Genomic DNA, 19,998 nt, shown 5'->3' on the forward strand with positions numbered 1-19,998 from the left:
CAAAACTGTATCCTAGGGTAGTTTGGGTATATAATCTGACCGTTTATTCCTTCCAATTTGGACTTTCTATGAGTAAAGACCCTTTCCACTCGCGTGAGCAGGAAAAATATAATAATCCTATTCCTAGTCGAGAATTCATTCTTGATTATCTTCGTAGCTTAGATAAGCCGATTAATCGTGAGCAAGTATTTGCTGGATTAAAATTACAAGGTGAAGAGCACGAAGAAGCTTTACGTCGTCGCTTACGTGCGATGGAGCGCGATGGACAGCTGGTTTTTTGTCGAAACAGAACTTATGCATTACCTGAACGCTTAGATTTGCTGGAAGGTCAGGTATTGGGCCACCGCGATGGTTTTGGCTTTTTCCGTCCTGATGATGGTGGTAAAGATTTATTTATCTCTATCCGTCAAATGTCGACGTTATTCCATGGCGATCGTATTCTTGCACAACCTGTAAAAGAAGAGTTTAAAGGCCGTAAAGAAGCACGTTTCGTACGTTTATTAGATGCTGAACCACTGCAACTTGTTGGTCGTGTTTATCTGGAAAAAGGTATTGCCTTTGTACGTCCAGATGACAGTCGTATTAAACAAGAAGTACGTATTAGTGATGAAGAACGTCTTGGTGCTCGTGCTGGTCAAATGGTTGTGACAGAAATTGTAAAACGTCCAACTTATAACTTACCTGCGTTAGGTAAAGTGATCGAAATACTGGGTGAAAATATGGCACCAGGTATGGAGATTCAAGTGGCGATCCGTACGCATGATATTCCGCATGTATGGCCAGAACATATTCTTGATGATATGGCAAAACTGTCACCAGAAGTCCCTGAAGATGCAAAACTAAATCGTGTTGATTTACGTGATCTACCGTTGTTAACTATTGATGGCGAAGATGCGCGAGATTTCGATGATGCTGTATTCTGTGAACGTAAAAAAAGCGGTGGCTGGCGTTTATGGGTAGCAATTGCTGACGTAAGTTCATATGTGCAAACTAATTCAGATTTAGACTTAGAAGCACAAGGCCGTGGTAACTCGGTTTACTTCCCTGAGCAAGTTGTCCCTATGCTGCCAGAAGTATTATCGAATGGTTTATGCTCGCTGAATCCACATGTTGATCGTTTATGTATGGTTTGTGAAATGACCATTTCTGATGCCGGTCGTTTGTCGGGTTATAAATTTTATGAAGCTGTGATGAATTCACATGCTCGCTTAACCTATACCAAAGTAGCTAATATTCTTGATGGTGATACAGAACTGCGTGATGAATACCAAGCGGTAGTGCCACACCTTCACGAATTACATAACATGTATAACGTGTTGAAAAAAGCACGTTCTGAACGTGGAGCCATTGAATTTGAAACGTTAGAAACACGTTTCGTATTTAATGAACATCGTAAAATTGACAAGATCGTACCGGTTGTACGTAACGATGCGCATAAGTTAATTGAAGAATGCATGATTTTAGCGAACGTTGCATCGGCACGTTTTGTTAGCAAGCATAAAGCTGCGGCATTATTACGTGTGCACGATACTCCGGGTGAAGAAAAACTGGTTAACTTCAGAAGCTTCTTAAGTGAGACGGGTCTAGAGTTAAAGGGTGGTTTGAAACCAACACCGCTAGATTACGCTGATTTGATTAGTCGAATTCAAGATCGTCCTGATAAAGAACTTATCCAAACAATGCTGCTACGCTCAATGAAACAGGCAGTATATCAAGCAGAAAATAATGGTCACTTTGGTTTAGCATTAACTGCGTATGGTCACTTTACGTCACCAATTCGTCGTTATCCTGATTTAGTATTACACCGTGCGATCAAGTTTGAAATTGCTAACCAAGCGGCAGTTAAAGAAGGTAAACCCTTAACGAAGCGCTGGACTAGCACTGGTGGTTATTGCTACCAAGTGTCGGATGTTGAGACACTCGGAGAGCATTGCTCATTAACAGAGCGTCGTGCCGATGATGCAACGCGTGATGTATCAGATTTCTTGAAGTGTGAATACATGCAAGATCATCTTGGTGATACATTCGAAGGTGTGATTGCAGCTGTAACAGGTTTTGGTTTCTTTGTTCGAATCAAAAACCTTAACATCGATGGCTTAGTGCACGTGTCTAGTTTACGTGGTGATTACTATAATTTCGATGGTAGTCGTCAAACGCTACGTGGAGAATCAAGCGGTGTTGAATATCGTATTGGTGATCAAGTTGAGGTGAAAGTCTTAGCGATCAACATGAACGATAAGAAGATTGATCTTGAGCTAGCGGGTGCAGTAACACACAGCCGTCGCAGTAAACGTAAACCAGCAGAATTTTCTGGTAAACGTAAACCTGAAGGCGCAAAAGCGAAGCCGAACAAAAAGACTAAATTAAAGTTAAAAACTAATAGTGATGTAGTGGTAAGTGCGGCTGATAAAGCACGCGTTGCTGCCAAGCTACAGCCTCAAACAGGCGATGCTGTTGAAAAAGGCACATCACCAGTTGATGCAGTTAAACCGAAAGGCAAGACTAAACCAGCAAAGAAGAAAGTAAAAGCCAAGGCTAAATCACGCCCGGGCAGAGCTGAACGTTCAAAGAAAAAAGCCAATAAATAGCAATGGTAATAATAGTAACAAGGTAGAGAGATACAATGAGCAGTGAACTAATTTTCGGTATTCATGCAGTTAAATCATTATTGGAGCATGAACCAGAGCGCTTCATTGAAGTATATGCATTAAAAGGACGTGAAGATGATCGTCTAACACCATTAATAGCAGAATTAAATGATATTGGTATTGCAGTGCAATTGGTTAACCGTAACACACTTGATAAGAAGTGTGACGGCGGCCGTCATAACGGTGTATTAGCGCGCGTTAAAGAAGGTAAAAAACTAAATGAATCTGATCTCGATACGTTACTTAATCGTATTGAAGAAAAAGAAGAACAGCCATTATTATTGATTCTTGATGGCGTTACTGACCCGCATAATCTAGGTGCTTGTTTACGTAGTGCTGATGCGGCAGGTGTCCATGCTGTTATCGTGCCTAAAGATAAGTCAGTACAACTGACATCAGTGGTTCGTAAAGTAGCCTGTGGCGCAGCAGAAACAGTGCCACTGATTGCGGTGACAAATCTTGCACGTACTATGCGTGAGTTACAAGAACGCCGTATCTGGATTGTGGGTACTGCGGGCGAAGCAACACAAGATTTATACCAGCCTAAACTAACGGGTCCATTAGCTATTGCGATGGGTGCGGAAGAGAAAGGTCTGCGTCGTCTAACGCGTGAGCATTGTGATGAACTAATTAGCATCCCAATGGCGGGTAGTGTTTCAAGCTTGAACGTATCAGTAGCTACTGGTATCTGTTTGTTTGAAGTTGTACGTCAACGTCAGGCTAAATAATCCTACGCGCTTGTTTGGTAAATAGGTCTAGTAAATAGGCTTAGTAAATCGGTTTAACCAATCGGTTTTACAACAATGAGTTGATATAAAAAAAGCGTCCAATCAATGGACGCTTTTTTATTAACTCTTGTTTATGAACTAAAGTTTTTACTGACTATAGTTTACAGCGTGATGGCACTACTTAGCTTAATTCGCTCACGATTAAGCATCCATTACGTCTGAGGCTTCACTTTTACCGTCACTATCGATATGCGCTTCGCTACTCGCAATTTTACGGCCTCTTGGCATCTTCACTACTAATGTTTTTGCTAACTCATCATGTAGGCAGCGGCGTTGATCACCTCTAAAAATAGCCAAGAAATTACTGATCGTAATTACAAAGCCAAAAAATGGTAGGTAAGCGACAATCCAAAATGGCAGGTAACGCTTGAGGATGATGTCTTGTAAGCTGAGGCGTTGGCCATTTTCACCCACTACCGCAATACCAACAATGCGTTTACCTAGGGTTTGACCATATTCTTTAAGTAGGTAACTGTTTAACGCCATGAATAACACAATCTCAAGTAAAGATACTTTGACTTGAGTGGCAAAGGAAATCGTAAAGTTTTCATCGATACCGGCACTTAAATTAAGTAAATCAAAACCGAGAATAAACGGGACTAACATTACAGTCGGAAAAATGACTTTATCTAATATTGCTGCTTGAAAGCGTTGAGCTAACGTAGCAAGTTCAACATATTGACGTGATGACGAAGGTTCAGGTTGCATATGACTTCTATAAATTAGTTAGTTAACTGGAATTCAGACATAGATGATAATCAATCCTTAGCGTAATAATCAAGATTTACTCGCACTTATTTACAAATTCAAATTTTAATTCACAGCGTAAATAATATTGTTATTATGTTAGGTGATTTTAATTTTAGTATATGGGATTGATTATGACTTGGATGTGTTATCGGTTTAGTGAGTTGTCCAGTTTGCAACTCTATGATGTATTGCAATTACGCGCAGCTATCTTTGTTGTCGAGCAAGATTGCGCTTATCAAGATATTGATGGTTTAGATATGCATCCTGATACGCGTCATATTCTGCATTATAGTATGAAAGGTGAGTTACTTGCTTATCTGCGTATTTTAGCGGCGGGAGTTAGTTACCCTGATGTGGCGATTGGTCGTGTTGTGACTGCTGCGTCAGCCCGTGGACAGGGTCTTGGTCATCAGTTGCTTGAACGCGGAATGAGTGTGGCCAAATCAACATGGCCTGATCAAGATGTATACCTTTCTGCACAGGCTCATTTACAGCATTATTATCAAGGTTATGAGTTTGCTACTGTGACGGCAGAATATTTGGAAGATGGAATTCCCCATGTTGGTATGCGCTGGCAAGCGAATTCTGAGCATTTTAAAAGATCATAACAAACAAGACTAATAGCATGCACGATACCCAAGTTACTTTAAGTATTAATGTAACTATTTTCGATTATCTTCATTGTCGAGTTGTATTATGGGGAGTGACGCTATATAATTCGCGGTCTCAAAATTAGTCAATTTTTTATACGTTCCTTGCCTCGATGGACCGACTAAGCCAGAGCCGAGGCTGATTAAACCCGTGAGGAGCTTACGATGCGTCATTACGAAATCGTATTTATGGTTCACCCAGATCAAAGTGAACAAGTTTCAGGCATGATCGAGCGTTACAGCGCTGTAATCACTGAAGCAAATGGTACTATCCACCGTCTAGAAGACTGGGGTCGTCGCCAATTAGCATACCCAATCAACAAACTTCATAAAGCTCACTATGTTCTTATGAACATTGAAGCTGGCCAAGATGTTATTGATGAGCTAGAAAATAACTTCCGCTTTAACGACGCAGTGATCCGCAACATGATCCTACGTACTAAAGGTGTAGTTACTGAAGCTTCTCCAATGGCTAAAGCTAAAGAAGAACGCCGTGAAGCGCCTGCTGCTACTGAAGCACCAGCTGCTAAATAATAGCGTTTTAGCTATAGGTATTTGTTTGTTGGATAGCATTTAGTTATCCAATTATTTGAGAAGATTTTAGGAGATTTTAATTATGGCACGTTTTTTCCGTCGTCGTAAATTCTGTCGTTTCACTTCTGAAGGTGTTACGGAGATTGATTATAAAGATATCGCTACGTTAAAAAACTACGTAACTGAAAGCGGTAAAATTGTACCAAGTCGTATTACTGGCACACGTGCTAAGTACCAACGTCAACTTGGTCGTGCGATTAAACGCGCACGTTACTTGTCTCTACTTCCATACACTGACTTACATAAGTAAGCTATTGTTTGGTCGTCAAGACTAACTCTATATTTTTGAGGAAAGGTAATGAAAGTAATTTTATTAGACAAGATCGCTAAATTAGGTAAATTAGGCGAGACTGTTAACGTTAAAGCTGGTTATGCTCGTAACTTCCTTTTACCGAAAGGTAAAGCGGTTCTAGCAACTAAAGCAAACGTTGAATCTTTCGAAGCACGTCGTGCTGAACTAGAAGCTAACGTAGCTGCTGTTAAAGCAACTGCTGAAGCTAAAGCTGCAACAATCAACGCTCTAGAAGCTGTTGTAATTGCAACTAAAGCTGGTGACGAAGGTAAGATTTTCGGTTCTATCGGTACTCGTGACATCGCTGATGCGATCGTTGCTGCTGGTGTTGAAGTTGCTAAAAGTGAAGTTCGTCTTCCTGAAGGCGCTTTACGTACTCTTGGTGCGTTCGAAATCAGCATTCAAGTACACAGCGAAGTATTCGCTACAGTGAACTTAGAAGTTGTAGCTGAAGCTTAATTTAAAGTTTAACTTTAGATTAATCTCAGTATAAAGCCATGGTGTATACCATGGCTTTTTTTTATGCCTGTAATCTGAGGGCATCACAATTTCGGGTAGCCAGTGATGGTACGAATCGATTGGTATAACGGCTGTAATTGTGTATACATTTTCAAATAGACTTGGTTATAAAGTGCATCATAAGTCGCCACGATCTCTGGCTGCGGCTGAAAGACTTTATTTACTCGTGTCATTCCTGAAATTGCCTGATCAAAGTCGGCATAAACACCGAGCCCAACTGCAGTAACAATCGCAGCCCCTAATCCCGATGTTTCGAATGTATGTGGGCGCTCTGCTGGCATATTAAAAATATTGGCCGTTAACTGCATCGCCACATCACTTTGAGAACCGCCTCCTGATACCCGTAATGTGGTTATTTTGACCTTGTTACGTTTGCTGATACGTTCTTTACCTTCTCGTAATGAATAGGCAAGTCCTTCTAATATCGCACGATAGATATGGGTACGGGTATGTACATCACCAAAACCAATAATACCGCCTTTGGCTTCAGGTCCGGGATCGCGTGCGCCAGGTGTCCAATAGGGTTGTAACATCAGTCCCATAGAACCGGCTGGAATTTCTGCGACTAAGCGATCGAATAATACTTCTGGTGCGATACCTTCAGCATCAGCGAGATGCTGTTCCCGTAAACCAAACTCTTTTTTAAACCAACTGATTAGCCAAAAACCACGATAAATCATGACCTCCGAAGAATAGTGACGCGGTATCGCGGAAGGAAATGGCGGTAAATGTGGCGTGGCTTCCACATATTTGTCTGTGGTGATGTTAATCGTTGCGGTAGTGCCATAACTTAAACACGCGATGTTAGGGCGGTTACCACCAGAGCCGATAATTTCGCAAGCTTTGTCTGATGCCGAGGCTATCACGGGTAATCCAGCTGGAATACCCGTATAGGCCGCGGCATCGTCGGTAACATGACCGACAAGCTCTCCAGGTTCGACCAGCTTAGGTAACATTTTCGGGTCTATCGCTAACATATCCCAACGCCAATCCGATTTTTTTAACCAAGCCAGCTTTTTATAATCAAACGGGATATAACCAACTTGGCTACCAATAGAATCAACCAGGTTATCGGTGAACTTATAATTTAAAAATCCTGATAACAGTAGGTATTTGGATGTATCACGCCATATCTCGGGTTGATTTTGACGGATCCAAATCGCTTGTGACTTTTCTTGAAAACGCTGGATAATATCTTCGACACAGGCAATTTTAAATAACCAGTTCCAAGGCCATTGAATGCTTTCTTGTTGCGCATGACGTTGATCTAACCAGATGATCGCCGGCCGTAATGCTTTGCCTTCAGCATCAAGATTGATCACGGTACCACGTTGGGTCGTGATCGACATACCAACAATATGCTGTTTATCGATCGCCGGGTATTTTTTAAGATCTTGCCAAAGTAAGTCACAGGCCTGCTTGACGGCTAGCCAGTAGTAATCAGGATCCTGTTCTGCCCAACCAGGTTGCGCTGAAAAATAAGGAGTGATCACTTGTTGTCCTTTGGCGATCAAATTGCCTTGGTTATCAAAAAGTAGTGCGCGAACACTTTGGGTTCCATTATCAATACTCAACAAATAGCGTTGCTGCTCCGATGCTAATGGTGATGATGTTGGAGTAAGACTATCCATGTAAATTATCTCCGACTGAGCTAGCTTGCCGCTACGTGAGGTGAGCTATCATTATGTTTTGGTAAACAATGGCTATGTTTTGGCAAACTATAGTAACGTTGAATGATGGCTTGATAGCGACCGACTTCGTGTTGCCATTGTGCTTCATTCCAGTGCAACGCTGCTTTGCAAAGAGGTTGTAATTGCACGAATAACTGCTCTCCACCTTTTGGCAGTAATAACCCGATGCGACAACGACGTAGCAATAGGTCATCGAGATGAATCACCATTTCGTGCTGTAATATCCACTTTAGTTCAGCAAAAAATGTATTTGTGCTACCAACCAACTTGAGCTCACCGTGACTGGCGTTATTGATCAGATGGCTATAATGCTTACCATAGTGACTTTTTAAACGCTGTATTTGCTGCGGGTTCAAGATACTATCGACTGGCTTAGCTGTGATAGGTTTAAATAGTTTAGCTGCTTGTAACTCGATGATATTTATATCTGGCAAGTAATGCTGTGCGACCTTTAATACATCGAGAGCGATCAACCTGAAGGTGGTGAGCTTACCACCTGCGACACTGATCAAGCCTTGTTCATTCCAGATCGTATGTTCACGTTTTTCATCTGACGGTTTGGTATCTTTTACCTTACCTCTGGTATCGGCACTGCTATTTGTACTATTACTGACTACTGGGCGGATCCCGGCGTAGGTAGATATCACATCGTCTTCGCTAATATTAGCTTGCGGAAACTGCTTGTTGATCCCGGTAAGCAAATAATCAACCTCACTTTGGCTAATGCAAGGTTGTTGATCTAAATCGGTGTCATGATCAAGATCCGTGGTCCCAATCACAGTGCTATTCTCCCAAGGGAAAGCAAAGATAGGACGCTTGTCTTCGGGGTGGAAGTAGCTAACCGAATAGGCGAGTGGTAATCGCCAGCTTGGGATAATTAAATGACTACCTCGCAATGGCCTAATGGCTTTTTTGGCTTGCAGTTGCTGGCGTAATTTGTCTGTCCAAGGGCCCGTCGCATTGACCACAACGTTGGCTTTTAAGCTAAATACTTGTCCAGATACCTGATCAGACACTTTAATGCCGGTGACTTTATCGGCGGTTTTAATGAGATGCTCTGCGCTGAGATAATTGATGGCACGGCCACCAAGTTCTTGCGCTTCTTGTAATACCCGCATGACCAAACGAGCATCGTCAGTGACCGCATCGGCAAACTGTGTCGCACCCTGTAATTTTTTCTGCTCAATCCCCGGCACATGAAAATCACCAATACCGTGATTAATATAACTGTGATTACGTTTCCCACCAATCCAATCATAGATGGTCAGCAAGCTATTAAACACAAAGGGGCCAGGAAATTGAGATTTATAATGACCCATCAAAAATTGCAATGGGTTCACTAAACCGGGTAACTCGTTAAGCAATTTTTCACGTTCAGTCACGGCATCTTTGGTCATATTATATTGACCACTACCAAGATAACGCAGACCGCCGTGTACCATTTTCGAAGACTTGCTGGATGCCCCCCAAGCAAAATCTTGTTGCTCAACTAATAATACTTTCAGGCCTGCCTGGCTGGCGCTTAACAATATGCCAGCCCCCGTGATGCCCCCACCAACAACGATCATATCCCAAACGGTATTATCAGCACTTTGTTGGATCTGAGAGAGACGCTGCTTACGACTCAAGCTGGTTAATATATGGCTCATATTACCTCCTAGCTGACCTGTTCTTGATGTTGCGTGCTATCACCGCTTGATTGTAGATTCTGTGTTGATGCTGGTTCTGATGCAATGAGGCAATGTGGATTCATTATCTGCTGTGGATCAAATGTGTCGCACAAAGACTGAATGGCTTTGATCGTCAATTCTCCTTTCTCTGTAGTTAAGTAAGGTTGGTGATCTTTACCGACGCCATGCTGATGGCTAATGGTGCCTTGGTTGTTAACGATAATCTCTGAGGTTGTGTGTTTTAACTTTGCCCATTGGGCTAGGGTTTGCTGGTAGTTGTCACCTGCTTTGAAAATATAGGTGGTGTAAATACTAGAGCCTTGTTGGTAAAAGTGAGATAAATGAGTAAACACGTGCATTTGCGGTGAGCCAGCGGTTGGATCTTGATTTAATACTGTGCGTAGATTGGTTTCTATTTTGGTTAATAGATTATCGACGTTATGCCAGTCCGTTGCTGTTTCTAGGGTATCTACGACATAGCCTTTTTGCCATAACGCTTCGCGGAAGTAGGGCATGGTAAATCGTTTTTCAGCCCATTTATTACCCATGAACGACCCTGTGTATAAGCCTTGGTACGCTTTGGTGATCTTTTTTAGTTGTTTTAATGCGTTGCGACATTGGAACTTGGTCCCTGTTAAGCCAAATGTCATCATGCATTTACCTTCTTTTGCCCCAAATACAACGAGGGCTTTTTCGAGTAAGGCGATTTGTTTTTCATGTCCGGCTAAGGCAAGTTGGGTTTCGGTCTCGATAGCATTGCTTAAACGCAGCATAGACAGTTGTATATCGGACTGGACAAGTGTTTTGGCTGCTTCTTTGGCTTGCTGCCAGCTTGGGAAGAAGGTCACATAAAAGTTCTCTTGTGCTGCGAGTTTACGCACCCGGACTTTGACTTCGGATAAGATACCAATACGGCCTTCTGACCCCATCAACAACGCTTTAATATCAGGGCCTGCTGCCGAAGCGGGGAAAGTTGGAATATTTAATCGACCAACTGGTGTGATGACTTCACCACCGGCAAACAGCTCCTCAATGCGGCCATAACGTAAAGACTGTTGACCACTCGATCGCGTGACTACCCAGCCGCCAATGGTCGAAAGTTCGAAAGATTGTGGGAAGTGCCCTAAGGTATAACCTTGCGCACGTAGCTGTGCTTCGACTTGTGGTCCCGGTGTACCTGCACCAAATGTGGCGAGCTGGCTTTCGGTATCGAGTGCGATGAGTCGGTTCATACGCCCCATATCGACGGTTAAAATAGCGTGTTCTGATGCAAATGGATTGATGTGACCAGCGACACTGGTGCCACCACCATAGGGGATGACGAGAATATTGTGTTGTTGACAAACGTGGAGAAGCTCGACTAAATCATCACTATTTTCTGGAAAGGCGACGCCATCCGGGAAATATTCAAAATCACCACTGCGCATGGCTAACCAGTCCGGTAAACTCTGCCCTCGAGCGTGACGAATACGTACTTCAGGATCGAGATTAAATAACGGGTGATGGGGCAACCGGGAGGCTGGTACTTGTTTTATTACATCTTCAATTTGCGCATCGACGAGTGGTGTTGTTGCCCCGACTTTTGAAAGTAAAAAATCATCAGCAGTACTCGGTAAATCTAATTTATTGGCTTCATCGCCCCAACCATTCCAACGTTTCATAATCTCATCTTCCTCTGTAATATTACGGTATGTTATCTAGTTTAGATGTAAAGGGCGGTTGATAGCATTGTCGTATTAAGCCAAGATAAGTATCAAATTAGGACTAACTCACAATACCTCAGGGTAAAGCTCGTTATACTCATAAATACGTATTGAATAAGGATGATTCAGTTATGGTAGGGCTAGGTTCAGTATCAGTGCCAGTAATAAAACAGTATTTACGTTATGTGGAAACGTTGGATATCGATGTACCAGCGTTATTGTCACGCAGTAATATTACAGTAGCCACGCTTGCCCAAGAAAGTGAGCGTATCACTGGTGAGCAATTACAGGCATTTTTGGCCAACCTTATTATTGCCACTGATGACCCCTTATTCGGATTGAAAAGTGGTGCCTTTGTTGAGCCAAGCTCGTACAGTGTTCTGGGTTATATCACGATGACGTGTGCGACGCTTGAACAAGCGCTTGAGCGTATTCAGCCTTATGAAAAGTTGGTGGGCGACATGGGCGTGACATCAATAAACTATCAATCTAAGCAGCTATGTATCAATTGGCATTGTGCCTATACCTTTGAAGATGTGCGAGAGCAAATGGTCGATAATGTATTTGCTTCTTGGCTTGCTTATGTCCGTTGGTTGTCAGGGAAAGATTTAGGACCTTTGGAAGTACATCTGCAACGCGTAGCGCCAGCGCCAGAACTTATGCATCACTATCAGCAGGTATTTTCTTGTCCGGTACTATTTTCACAATCAAGTAATAGTCTTATTTTACCGCGTGAATACCTTGATATCCCGTTACGGCAACCAGATTGTAACCTATTGAAAACACTTGAGATGCATGCCTCGGTACAAGTTTCGGCCCTTGGCGACACGCATAGTTTTAGTGTCCAAGTTAAAGATATTATTCGTATTTTATTATCGAAGGGCATTACTCGCAAAGATATGGTCGCTGGGCAGTTAAACATGAGTGAAAGAACGCTGCAGCGGAAATTGCAGCAAGAGCAAACCAATTATCAGAAATTATTGGATGAGGCGCGTTTATCACTGGCTCAGCAGTATTTAATTGAAACACAGCTGGCGGTGGATGATATTGCTATGCAACTAGGATTTAGTGAAACACGATCTTTTTTTCGTAGTTTTAAGCGTTGGACAGGGCAAACTCCGAGTGTTTATAGAGAATGTAGTTCACAGAAATTAGGTTAAATAAGCCATTTTTCTACGCAATGCTTTCATTTTTCGAGTATGAGGTCTAATATTTTGCAAAAAGAATAAAATTAACCTTATGCTGCTTCACAGCAGGATGCAATTAGTGAGTATATGATGAAAAAAATTACAACAATGATTGTTGCGTTAGCATGTTTAGTTCCTTCTTTGTCTATGGCTGCGGGTGATGTTGCTGCTGGTAAAGCCAAAGCAGTAGTGTGTGCAGCTTGTCATGGTGCGTCAGGTATTTCTGCTATTCCTATGTACCCAAATCTAGCTGGTCAGAAAGAAATGTATTTAGTTAATGCATTGAAAGCATATAAAGGGGGTCAGCGTACTGGCGGTATGGCACCTGTGATGGCCGGTCAAGCTGCTGCATTATCTGATGCTGATATTAATAACGTAGCAGCGTACTTCTCAAGCCTTAAATAGTATTGAGTTAATCCCTACGCTGCTAAGTACATAAGCCTCATTGTGAGGCTTTTTTATTAACCAAAAAACCAACAAACGATTCCTTCATATAAATTTTTACCACTTCTCTGGTTATTTCATTTCCCCTACAGGGATATTTTTAGGATAATGGTTAATCACACTAAATTTCGTGAGTGCTAGCATGGCCGAAAAACGTCAAAACCAGTTTCAAAATCAGTTTTCAAAAGACAAAAATAAAAAAGACAGTGCTGTTGATGCGCTAAAAGTGCCGCCGCATTCGTTTGAGGCTGAGCAATCGGTTTTAGGTGGCTTATTCATTGATAATGAAGCTTGGGATCGTGTAACCGAATTTATTGTAGCAAAAGATTTTTACAGTCGCCCACATCAACTTATATTCGAAGGAATGGCAAAGCTGGTGGATCAGCATATCCCACTGGATATTATTACCGTTTCTGAATGGCTAGATAACGAAGAACTGCTTGATGATGCAGGTGGCTTTGCGTATCTGGGTGATATTGTTAAAAATACCCCAAGTGCGTCGAACATTACTGCTTATGCTAACATTGTGCGTGAGCGCGCAGTGATACGTGAACTTATTGCGGTTGCCAGCGATATCAGTGAATCAGGTTATGAGCCGCAAGGGCGTAAAAGTACCGACCTACTTGATTTAGCTGAAAGCAAAGTATTCCAAATTGCAGAATCAAGACAGAGCGAAGGCCAAGGCCCGAAGAACTTAGAAAGCGTTCTGCAAGAAACCGTTGATAAAATCGAAGAACTTTATCAAACCCCGCATGACGGTGTGACAGGTGTTGCATCTGGGTATAACGACCTTGATGGCATGACGACAGGATTCCAACCATCTGATTTAATTATTGTCGCAGCGCGTCCATCCATGGGCAAAACGACTTTTGCGATGAATTTATGTGAACACGCGGCACTAAATGAAGATAAACCTGCGGTTATTTTTTCACTGGAGATGCCTGCAGAACAGATTATGATGCGTATGCTCGCGTCACTGGGTAAAATTAACCAAACCAAAGTACGTACTGGTCAATTAGATGATGATGATTGGGCGCGTTTATCTGCGACCATGAAGAGTATGCTAGAGCAGGGTAAGATGTATATCGATGATAGTTCTGGTTTGACCCCTACCGAGGTTCGTTCGCGCTCTCGCCGTATTGCTCGTGATCATGGTGGCATCAGTATGATCATGATTGACTACCTACAATTAATGCGCGTACCTGCATTAAGCGAAAACAGAACCTTGGAGATCGCTGAAATATCGCGTTCATTGAAGTCCCTTGCTAAGGAACTTAAATGTCCTGTGATTGCCTTATCTCAGTTGAACCGCTCGTTGGAGCAACGTGCTGATAAGCGTCCGGTTAACTCGGATCTTCGTGAATCAGGCTCTATTGAGCAGGATGCCGATTTAATTATGTTTATTTATCGTGATGAGGTTTATAACGACGATTCACCTGATAAAGGCACTGCCGAAATCATTATCGGCAAACAACGTAATGGCCCGATTGGTAAAGTCAGACTGACCTTTAACGGTGAATTCTCACGCTTTGATAACTTTACCGGCCCTGCTTATGATGATGATTATTAAGGAATAACTATGCGTTCAGCAACGGCTGAAATATGCTTGCAGTCATTGCAGCATAACGTTCAACAAATAAAATATATTGCCCCGAATAGTAAAATAATGGCTGTTGTGAAGGCGAATGCTTATGGCCATGGTCTACTTGCAGTCGCATCTGCGCTTACTGATGTCGATGCATTTGCGGTGGCTCGTGTTGAAGAAGCTTTAACCCTGCGCAGTGGTGGTATTGTAAAACCGATCTTATTACTGGAAGGTTTCTTCTCGACTGATGAACTACCGATCTTGGTGGCGAATAATATCCAAACATCGGTACATATCGAACAACAACTTGATGAATTAGAACAAGCAGATTTAGATGCGCCTATCCATGTTTGGTTGAAAATGGATACCGGTATGCATCGTTTGGGTATACGTCCTGACAACTGTAAACGTGCGATTGAGCGCTTGAAGAATAACCCTAATGTAGTGCAACCAGCACGGTTGATGACGCATTTTAGTTGTGCTGACGAAGCCGACCCAACTATCACCCAACGCCAAATTGATTTATTTGATGAGTTAGTTGTTGGTGAAGAAGGTGAGCACTCAATTGCTAACTCTGCAGGTCTGTTAGCTTGGCCTGCTGCACGCCGAGAATGGATCCGTCCAGGTATCATGCTGTATGGTGTATCACCTATGATCGGCGCGACAGCGGTAGAGCATGATTTAAAGCCGGTGATGACCTTAACCACAGATTTAATTGCAGTACACAATATTAAAAAAGGTGAAACAACGGGCTATGGTGGTATCTGGAGTGCGTCAGAAGATACACGCTTAGGCGTTGTTGCTGTGGGTTACGGTGATGGCTACCCACGCATGGCGCCAGAAGGAACTCCGGTATTAATTAATGGCCGTATCGTGCCGATTGTTGGCCGTGTTTCGATGGATATGTTAACGGTAAATTTAGGCGCCGAATGCCAAGATAAAGTAGGTGATAAAGTGATTATGTGGGGCGCAGGTTTACCAGCAGAATTAGTGGCCGAACACATAGGAACCATTGCATATGAACTTGTTACTAAGCTTACGCAACGGGTTACACTTAAATATTTATAAAAATTAGTTGACTGTGATGCCCTCATTTTTATTGCTGCGACCAACGAAAGTTAAACTATATCAAGGTATTATGTTATAGATAACATAGCGTCATGAATTAAAATACATTTAAGTAAACTGAAATATGAGTATTTCACCTGCAATTTACTCATTAATTACGTTATGATTAACTAGAGTTCGAGCTCTATGTGGGTTTGACAGGGATTTTAATATTTAAAGTAACTTATTGTTTTATTTCCGAATTCACTAATAAATATAAAATTGATTTATGTGACTAGTGGCTACGACTAAACTTATTTAATTTCACCTTTATCATTTAGTTTGTATAGCAGTAAGGGGCGGCATATGACAGATAATACGATACAAAGAAATCTACCTAGACAAGAAAGAAGCCTTGAAAGAGTAAAGCAAATTATTGATTCAGCAGCAGCTTTATTTGATGAGATTGGTATTGCTAATGCGACGCCTTCAGATATTGCTAAGGCATCGGGTTTAACAAGAACATCGTTATATCGTTATTTTCCGAACAAAGCATCGATTATCCGAGCGCTAGCTGAGCGTCATTTACAAGCGCTGCAATTACGCTTCTCTGCGGTGCCAAATGATTTGCCGCTTGAAGAACGTATTGAGCTAGTCATTGAGACATACGCTGAGTTTTACCGTAACGAACCGGGTTACATGGCCGTTTGGTCGGGCGTTGATTCACTGCCAGAGCTGAAAAGTATTGATCAGTCAGCACTCGATTTTCACTCTACTGTCATTCAAAATCAAATGGCGAGTATTGTTTCTGATGATATCAGTAGCGAGCAAGTTAAAATGATCTCGGTTATCCTACCACGTACTGTAGGTTCTATTTTACGCTTGGCAGTGCAAGAACCTGAATTGGCAAATCAATATGTGCGCGAAGCAAAAGTGTTAGCGACGGTATACTTGACTCATTATGCCCACCTTGCTGGTTATGACCTTAAAGAAAATCCAAGTTCAAGCCCTGCATAATAACCGAATAAACTAGCGGTACTGAATAATTTAGTTACTGCTAGAAACCTTCCTAAATTAGCAGCGGATGCTGATTATTAAATAATGGAATTTCTACATGCCTATCTCTTATGTTGAACCTGTGTTTCGTCCGCCGAGTGAATGGCGATCATTGATCTTACAAGTCGCAAATGGTTGCTCTTGGAATAACTGCACTTTTTGCGATATGTATACGCAACCTCAGAAAAAATTTAGGGCTAAAAAGATAGCTGATATCGAAGCCGAAATTTTGAGTGTCGTTGCTAGCGGGCAAAAACATCAGCGTGTTTTCCTGGCTGATGGTGATGCCATGACATTACCGTTTAAACGATTAAAAGAGATCTTGTTACTTATTCGTAAACACATGCCAGATGTGCAAAGAGTCAGTGCATATTGCTTACCACGTAATATTAAAAGCAAATCATTAGCAGAGCTTTATGAGTTATGTAATTTAGGCTTGGGCATTGTTTATGTTGGTTGTGAAAGTGGTGATGATGAGGTTCTCGCATTAGTAGAGAAAGGGGAGACTTATGATTCGCAACTTGATGCTCTCTACAAGCTGAAAGGTGCGGGTATTAAAACTTCAGTGATGATACTTAATGGTCTGGGTGGTACTGAGTTTACCGAGCAGCATGCATTAAACTCTGCGCGCTTAATGAATGCTGCACAGCCAGACTATTTATCGACGTTAGTGGTGTCTTTTCCATTAGGGCAAGCTAAATTTTCCCAAAACTTTGTTAATGGTTTCCAATTACCTGATCAGCAGGGCTTGTTTTTGGAAATGCAAATGTTGTTAGAAAACTTGGAACTTAAGAATACCGTATTCAGGTCTGACCACGCCTCTAACTACTTGTCTTTAAAAGGGGTTCTGGGGCAAGATAAAAGCAGATTACTAGCACAGATATGTGGTGCTATTGAAACCCCTGAGCAGAGCCATTTACGTAAAGAATGGCAGCGTGGGTTATAATTTCTATCTTTCTCACCGTAAAAGGAAAAACGATGTCTTTAAAGGACCAGATTATCATTAGTGAAAAAAGTTTGCATAAACACGTAATGAATAATGAAGTTGAGAAATTAACCCCGTTTATTGATGATGAATTTATTGTACTATCGGGAAGAGGCGTTAAGTTTAATAAATTAGAAGTACTTGATGTGATTACAAGGGAAACTGGGTTAAGAGTCACTACTGGAAGTCAGTCTTTTGAATTCAGGGAAATATCCACAGATGTTGTTCAGCTATGCTACAAAGGCTGGATGGACTATGGTAATGATAAGAAAACTTACTCTCTCCGTACTTCTATTTGGAAAAAAAATCTTACAGGATGGAAAATAATATTCCATCAAGGAACCCCGTGTAAACCATTTTAACACTAAGCGCTGTTATTATCACAGCCTTAACAAAAATCGGCTACACAAGATGACAACTAGAAAGTGCGGTGCTATGGTTATATTTCAATAATGTTTATCTTATAATCACCAAGTGTTTGATAGTTTTTACCTATCAAAATGATTGTCTAAAGCAATTGGTTTAAGATTATATTTAATGTAAAAATTATGCCGTAAAATAAGCAAATATTTAATTAATTTAGGAGATTAAAATGGTTTTAGTAGGACGTCAAGCACCAGACTTTACAGCTGCAGCAGTACTAGGTAACGGCGAAATCGTTGATAGCTTTAACTTTGCTGAATTCACTAAAGGTAAATCAGCGGTTGTATTTTTCTATCCACTTGATTTCACATTTGTTTGCCCATCAGAGCTAATCGCTTTTGATCACCGTCTAGAAGATTTCCAAAAACGTGGTGTTGAAGTTATCGGTGTTTCAATCGATTCACAATTCAGCCACAACGCATGGCGTAACACTTCTGTTGAAGATGGCGGTATCGGTCCAGTTAAATACCCACTAGTAGCAGACGTTAAACACGATATTTGTCAAGCATATGGTGTTGAACATCCAGAAGCTGGTGTGGCTTTCCGTGGTTCTTTCCTAATCGACACAAACGGCGTTGTTCGTCACCAAGTTGTTAACGATCTTCCATTAGGCCGTAACATCGATGAAATGCTACGTATGGTTGATGCACTAAACTTCCACGAGAAAAACGGTGAAGTTTGTCCTGCACAATGGGAAGCTGGTAAAGAAGCTATGGAAGCATCACCTGAAGGCGTTGCTAAATACCTAAGCAAAAATGCTAAAGGCCTATAATTTTCACTTAACGTATTAAGTAAAAATTAAGTCTAATAAAAAAGCCAATCTCAGTGAGATTGGCTTTTTAGTATTGAATGATTTTTTTAATAACGTTTAAGTTGAATTAGCTATCAAAGCATATCTCAATAGACGCACTACCGAATGCACTGGTTAGTGGCAGCAACAATTTAGGCCCTTCTGCTTTGTGAGTAACTGTATGTCCTTTACCTGACACCACAATCGGTGTCGACATATCAAAATCAAAGCCTTTATCAGCTAAAATACGCTTTGCACCACCTGTTACCATGTTGGTGATCTCACCTACCATATCAATGACTTCAGCGTCAATTTTAGCGGGTTTCTCACCCAGCATATTATTCATAATCGCTAAGGCTAATGACTCATCAAAGGTAAGTGAAAATGAGCCTTTTGCTTGCGTTGACATCATTCCCATGATGCCAGTAATATCACCTTTGGCTTTGTCATCTTTTTTGAGTCTTGGCTTACCGGGTGTTAATTCCACTTGTGCCATGGTATTTAATACATTTAATAAAGATGAGATAAATGGATTGATAAACTCTACACGCATAGTTTGTTGTTCCTGAAAATTTAATTATTCACGGCAATCAGCACAGATACCGTGTGCTTCGACTGTCTTAGTCGTAATTGCAAAACCATGCTCATCGGCAAGTGATTGTAGTAACTCTTCTATTTCTGCATTGTGTAATTCAATAACACCACCACAACTCTTACATAAAAGTAGTTGAGAAGGGTGTTTTTCACCAAAATGTGGGCACAGAATAAATGCATTACTCGATTCTATCTTATGAATAAAACCTTCTTCGAGTAGAAAATCGAGTGCGCGATAGACGGTCGGTGGTTTTGCGTTTGGTTCTAACAGCTGCAATTGAGCAAGCAGATCATAAGCACTAATCATGGCGTTGTGCTGTGCCATTAACAGAAAAATTTGCTGCCTAATTGGGGTGAAGCGAACGGCACGGGTAATACAGAGTTGTTGTGCTCTGTAGAGTAAATTGTTCGCTGAATCTGTCATAGGGATCATTCAAGTAGCTGAGAAAGGATAATGCTAACACACTAGGAGGGCTTTTCTAATTGCAATATACTAAAAATAGCAAAGCAAGCGATCTTTATAGTGGTTTTCAGTGTATTTCGTTGGGTTGGTTAACGTATTCATAAATTAGTGGTGGCTAA

At 41.5% G+C, this 19,998-nt stretch carries 20 protein-coding genes; 14 read left to right on the plus strand and 6 right to left on the minus strand.

What is annotated here, in order from left to right:
* Nucleotides 1-68: 68 nt before the first annotated feature.
* The gene (gene rnr, locus HWV02_RS01855) at nt 69-2,588 is read left to right on the plus strand and encodes a ribonuclease R (RefSeq protein WP_211678235.1); all 2,520 of its coding nucleotides are present in this window, start codon (nt 69-71) and stop codon (nt 2,586-2,588) included.
* Nucleotides 2,589-2,623: 35 nt separating this feature from the next.
* The gene (gene rlmB, locus HWV02_RS01860; RefSeq protein WP_045111999.1) at nt 2,624-3,376 is read left to right on the plus strand and encodes a 23S rRNA (guanosine(2251)-2'-O)-methyltransferase RlmB; all 753 of its coding nucleotides are present in this window, start codon (nt 2,624-2,626) and stop codon (nt 3,374-3,376) included.
* Between the two features lie 201 nt (nt 3,377-3,577).
* Here the strand turns inward: rlmB and HWV02_RS01865 are convergent, their stop codons facing one another.
* Complete coding sequence (locus HWV02_RS01865) at nt 3,578-4,144, minus strand: RDD family protein (RefSeq protein WP_211678236.1); 567 nt, start codon at nt 4,142-4,144, stop codon at nt 3,578-3,580.
* A gap of 173 nt (nt 4,145-4,317) precedes the next feature.
* On the opposite strand from HWV02_RS01865, the gene HWV02_RS01870 reads away from it, so the two are divergent.
* From HWV02_RS01870 to rplI, 4 genes are all read left to right on the plus strand, one after another.
* Nucleotides 4,318-4,794: a GNAT family N-acetyltransferase gene (locus HWV02_RS01870; RefSeq protein WP_211678237.1), complete on the plus strand. Its 477-nt coding sequence runs from the start codon at nt 4,318-4,320 to the stop codon at nt 4,792-4,794.
* A gap of 207 nt (nt 4,795-5,001) precedes the next feature.
* Complete coding sequence (gene rpsF, locus HWV02_RS01875; protein ID WP_211678238.1) at nt 5,002-5,370, plus strand: 30S ribosomal protein S6; 369 nt, start codon at nt 5,002-5,004, stop codon at nt 5,368-5,370.
* Nucleotides 5,371-5,452: 82 nt separating this feature from the next.
* Nucleotides 5,453-5,680, plus strand: a complete 228-nt coding sequence (gene rpsR, locus HWV02_RS01880) for a 30S ribosomal protein S18 (protein ID WP_006030173.1) — start codon at nt 5,453-5,455, stop codon at nt 5,678-5,680.
* Nucleotides 5,681-5,728: 48 nt separating this feature from the next.
* Nucleotides 5,729-6,181 carry a 50S ribosomal protein L9 gene (gene rplI, locus HWV02_RS01885; protein ID WP_211673828.1) on the plus strand — a complete coding sequence of 151 codons (453 nt, stop codon included), beginning with the start codon at nt 5,729-5,731 and terminating at the stop codon, nt 6,179-6,181.
* An 83-nt stretch (nt 6,182-6,264) separates the two neighbouring features.
* Here the strand turns inward: rplI and HWV02_RS01890 are convergent, their stop codons facing one another.
* The 3 genes from HWV02_RS01890 to HWV02_RS01900 are packed head-to-tail and all read right to left on the minus strand — an operon-like array spanning nt 6,265 to nt 11,263.
* A complete protein-coding gene (locus HWV02_RS01890; protein WP_211689554.1) occupies nt 6,265-7,872 on the minus strand; it encodes an FGGY-family carbohydrate kinase in 1,608 nt (535 codons plus the stop codon).
* Nucleotides 7,873-7,892: 20 nt separating this feature from the next.
* Nucleotides 7,893-9,581 carry a glycerol-3-phosphate dehydrogenase/oxidase gene (locus tag HWV02_RS01895; RefSeq protein ID WP_211689556.1) on the minus strand — a complete coding sequence of 563 codons (1,689 nt, stop codon included), beginning with the start codon at nt 9,579-9,581 and terminating at the stop codon, nt 7,893-7,895.
* Nucleotides 9,582-9,589: 8 nt separating this feature from the next.
* Nucleotides 9,590-11,263, minus strand: coding sequence for an FAD-binding oxidoreductase (locus HWV02_RS01900; RefSeq protein ID WP_211689557.1), 1,674 nt, complete (start codon nt 11,261-11,263; stop codon nt 9,590-9,592).
* 173 nt (nt 11,264-11,436) lie between these two features.
* Between HWV02_RS01900 and HWV02_RS01905 the strand changes: the two genes are divergently transcribed.
* From HWV02_RS01905 to HWV02_RS01940, 8 genes are all read left to right on the plus strand, one after another.
* Nucleotides 11,437-12,465, plus strand: coding sequence for an AraC family transcriptional regulator (locus HWV02_RS01905; RefSeq protein ID WP_211689559.1), 1,029 nt, complete (start codon nt 11,437-11,439; stop codon nt 12,463-12,465).
* 117 nt (nt 12,466-12,582) lie between these two features.
* Entirely contained in the window at nt 12,583-12,897 is a 315-nt protein-coding gene (locus HWV02_RS01910; RefSeq protein WP_211690515.1) for a cytochrome c, read from the plus strand.
* A 181-nt stretch (nt 12,898-13,078) separates the two neighbouring features.
* Nucleotides 13,079-14,506 (plus strand): replicative DNA helicase, encoded by a 1,428-nt coding sequence (dnaB, locus tag HWV02_RS01915; protein WP_211673833.1) that lies wholly within the window; start codon nt 13,079-13,081, stop codon nt 14,504-14,506.
* Between the two features lie 9 nt (nt 14,507-14,515).
* The gene (gene alr / locus HWV02_RS01920; RefSeq protein WP_211678243.1) at nt 14,516-15,589 is read left to right on the plus strand and encodes an alanine racemase; all 1,074 of its coding nucleotides are present in this window, start codon (nt 14,516-14,518) and stop codon (nt 15,587-15,589) included.
* A 345-nt stretch (nt 15,590-15,934) separates the two neighbouring features.
* Nucleotides 15,935-16,585, plus strand: coding sequence for a TetR/AcrR family transcriptional regulator (locus HWV02_RS01925; protein ID WP_211678244.1), 651 nt, complete (start codon nt 15,935-15,937; stop codon nt 16,583-16,585).
* A gap of 97 nt (nt 16,586-16,682) precedes the next feature.
* Entirely contained in the window at nt 16,683-17,570 is an 888-nt protein-coding gene (locus HWV02_RS01930) for a radical SAM protein (RefSeq protein ID WP_211689560.1), read from the plus strand.
* A gap of 32 nt (nt 17,571-17,602) precedes the next feature.
* Nucleotides 17,603-17,971 (plus strand): DUF4440 domain-containing protein, encoded by a 369-nt coding sequence (locus tag HWV02_RS01935; protein ID WP_211678246.1) that lies wholly within the window; start codon nt 17,603-17,605, stop codon nt 17,969-17,971.
* A 230-nt stretch (nt 17,972-18,201) separates the two neighbouring features.
* Nucleotides 18,202-18,804, plus strand: a complete 603-nt coding sequence (locus tag HWV02_RS01940) for a peroxiredoxin C (RefSeq protein ID WP_211678247.1) — start codon at nt 18,202-18,204, stop codon at nt 18,802-18,804.
* 106 nt (nt 18,805-18,910) lie between these two features.
* Here the strand turns inward: HWV02_RS01940 and HWV02_RS01945 are convergent, their stop codons facing one another.
* A complete protein-coding gene (locus HWV02_RS01945; RefSeq protein ID WP_067046139.1) occupies nt 18,911-19,375 on the minus strand; it encodes a chemotaxis protein CheX in 465 nt (154 codons plus the stop codon).
* A gap of 24 nt (nt 19,376-19,399) precedes the next feature.
* Entirely contained in the window at nt 19,400-19,840 is a 441-nt protein-coding gene (gene zur / locus HWV02_RS01950) for a zinc uptake transcriptional repressor Zur (protein WP_249185416.1), read from the minus strand.
* Between the last annotated feature and the right edge of the window lie 158 nt (nt 19,841-19,998).

This window comes from Moritella sp. 28, assembly GCF_018219435.1.
In the GTDB taxonomy this organism is placed as follows: domain Bacteria; phylum Pseudomonadota; class Gammaproteobacteria; order Enterobacterales; family Moritellaceae; genus Moritella.

Excerpts from the sequence above, each read along its gene's own strand:
- dnaB (WP_211673833.1), top strand. The coding sequence starts at position 13,079 with ATGGCCGAAAAACGTCAAAACCAGTTTCAAAATCAGTTTTCAAAAGAC.
- rplI (WP_211673828.1), top strand. The coding sequence starts at position 5,729 with ATGAAAGTAATTTTATTAGACAAGATCGCTAAATTAGGTAAATTAGGC.
- alr (WP_211678243.1), top strand. The coding sequence starts at position 14,516 with ATGCGTTCAGCAACGGCTGAAATATGCTTGCAGTCATTGCAGCATAAC.
- HWV02_RS01935 (WP_211678246.1), top strand. The coding sequence starts at position 17,603 with ATGTCTTTAAAGGACCAGATTATCATTAGTGAAAAAAGTTTGCATAAA.
- HWV02_RS01895 (WP_211689556.1), bottom strand. The coding sequence starts at position 9,581 with ATGAGCCATATATTAACCAGCTTGAGTCGTAAGCAGCGTCTCTCTCAG.
- HWV02_RS01905 (WP_211689559.1), top strand. The coding sequence starts at position 11,437 with ATGGTAGGGCTAGGTTCAGTATCAGTGCCAGTAATAAAACAGTATTTA.
- zur (WP_249185416.1), bottom strand. The coding sequence starts at position 19,840 with ATGACAGATTCAGCGAACAATTTACTCTACAGAGCACAACAACTCTGT.
- HWV02_RS01945 (WP_067046139.1), bottom strand. The coding sequence starts at position 19,375 with ATGCGTGTAGAGTTTATCAATCCATTTATCTCATCTTTATTAAATGTA.
- HWV02_RS01930 (WP_211689560.1), top strand. The coding sequence starts at position 16,683 with ATGCCTATCTCTTATGTTGAACCTGTGTTTCGTCCGCCGAGTGAATGG.
- HWV02_RS01890 (WP_211689554.1), bottom strand. The coding sequence starts at position 7,872 with ATGGATAGTCTTACTCCAACATCATCACCATTAGCATCGGAGCAGCAA.
- rpsF (WP_211678238.1), top strand. The coding sequence starts at position 5,002 with ATGCGTCATTACGAAATCGTATTTATGGTTCACCCAGATCAAAGTGAA.
- rlmB (WP_045111999.1), top strand. The coding sequence starts at position 2,624 with ATGAGCAGTGAACTAATTTTCGGTATTCATGCAGTTAAATCATTATTG.
- rnr (WP_211678235.1), top strand. The coding sequence starts at position 69 with ATGAGTAAAGACCCTTTCCACTCGCGTGAGCAGGAAAAATATAATAAT.
- HWV02_RS01865 (WP_211678236.1), bottom strand. The coding sequence starts at position 4,144 with ATGCAACCTGAACCTTCGTCATCACGTCAATATGTTGAACTTGCTACG.
- HWV02_RS01925 (WP_211678244.1), top strand. The coding sequence starts at position 15,935 with ATGACAGATAATACGATACAAAGAAATCTACCTAGACAAGAAAGAAGC.
- HWV02_RS01910 (WP_211690515.1), top strand. The coding sequence starts at position 12,583 with ATGAAAAAAATTACAACAATGATTGTTGCGTTAGCATGTTTAGTTCCT.
- HWV02_RS01870 (WP_211678237.1), top strand. The coding sequence starts at position 4,318 with ATGACTTGGATGTGTTATCGGTTTAGTGAGTTGTCCAGTTTGCAACTC.
- rpsR (WP_006030173.1), top strand. The coding sequence starts at position 5,453 with ATGGCACGTTTTTTCCGTCGTCGTAAATTCTGTCGTTTCACTTCTGAA.
- HWV02_RS01900 (WP_211689557.1), bottom strand. The coding sequence starts at position 11,263 with ATGAAACGTTGGAATGGTTGGGGCGATGAAGCCAATAAATTAGATTTA.
- HWV02_RS01940 (WP_211678247.1), top strand. The coding sequence starts at position 18,202 with ATGGTTTTAGTAGGACGTCAAGCACCAGACTTTACAGCTGCAGCAGTA.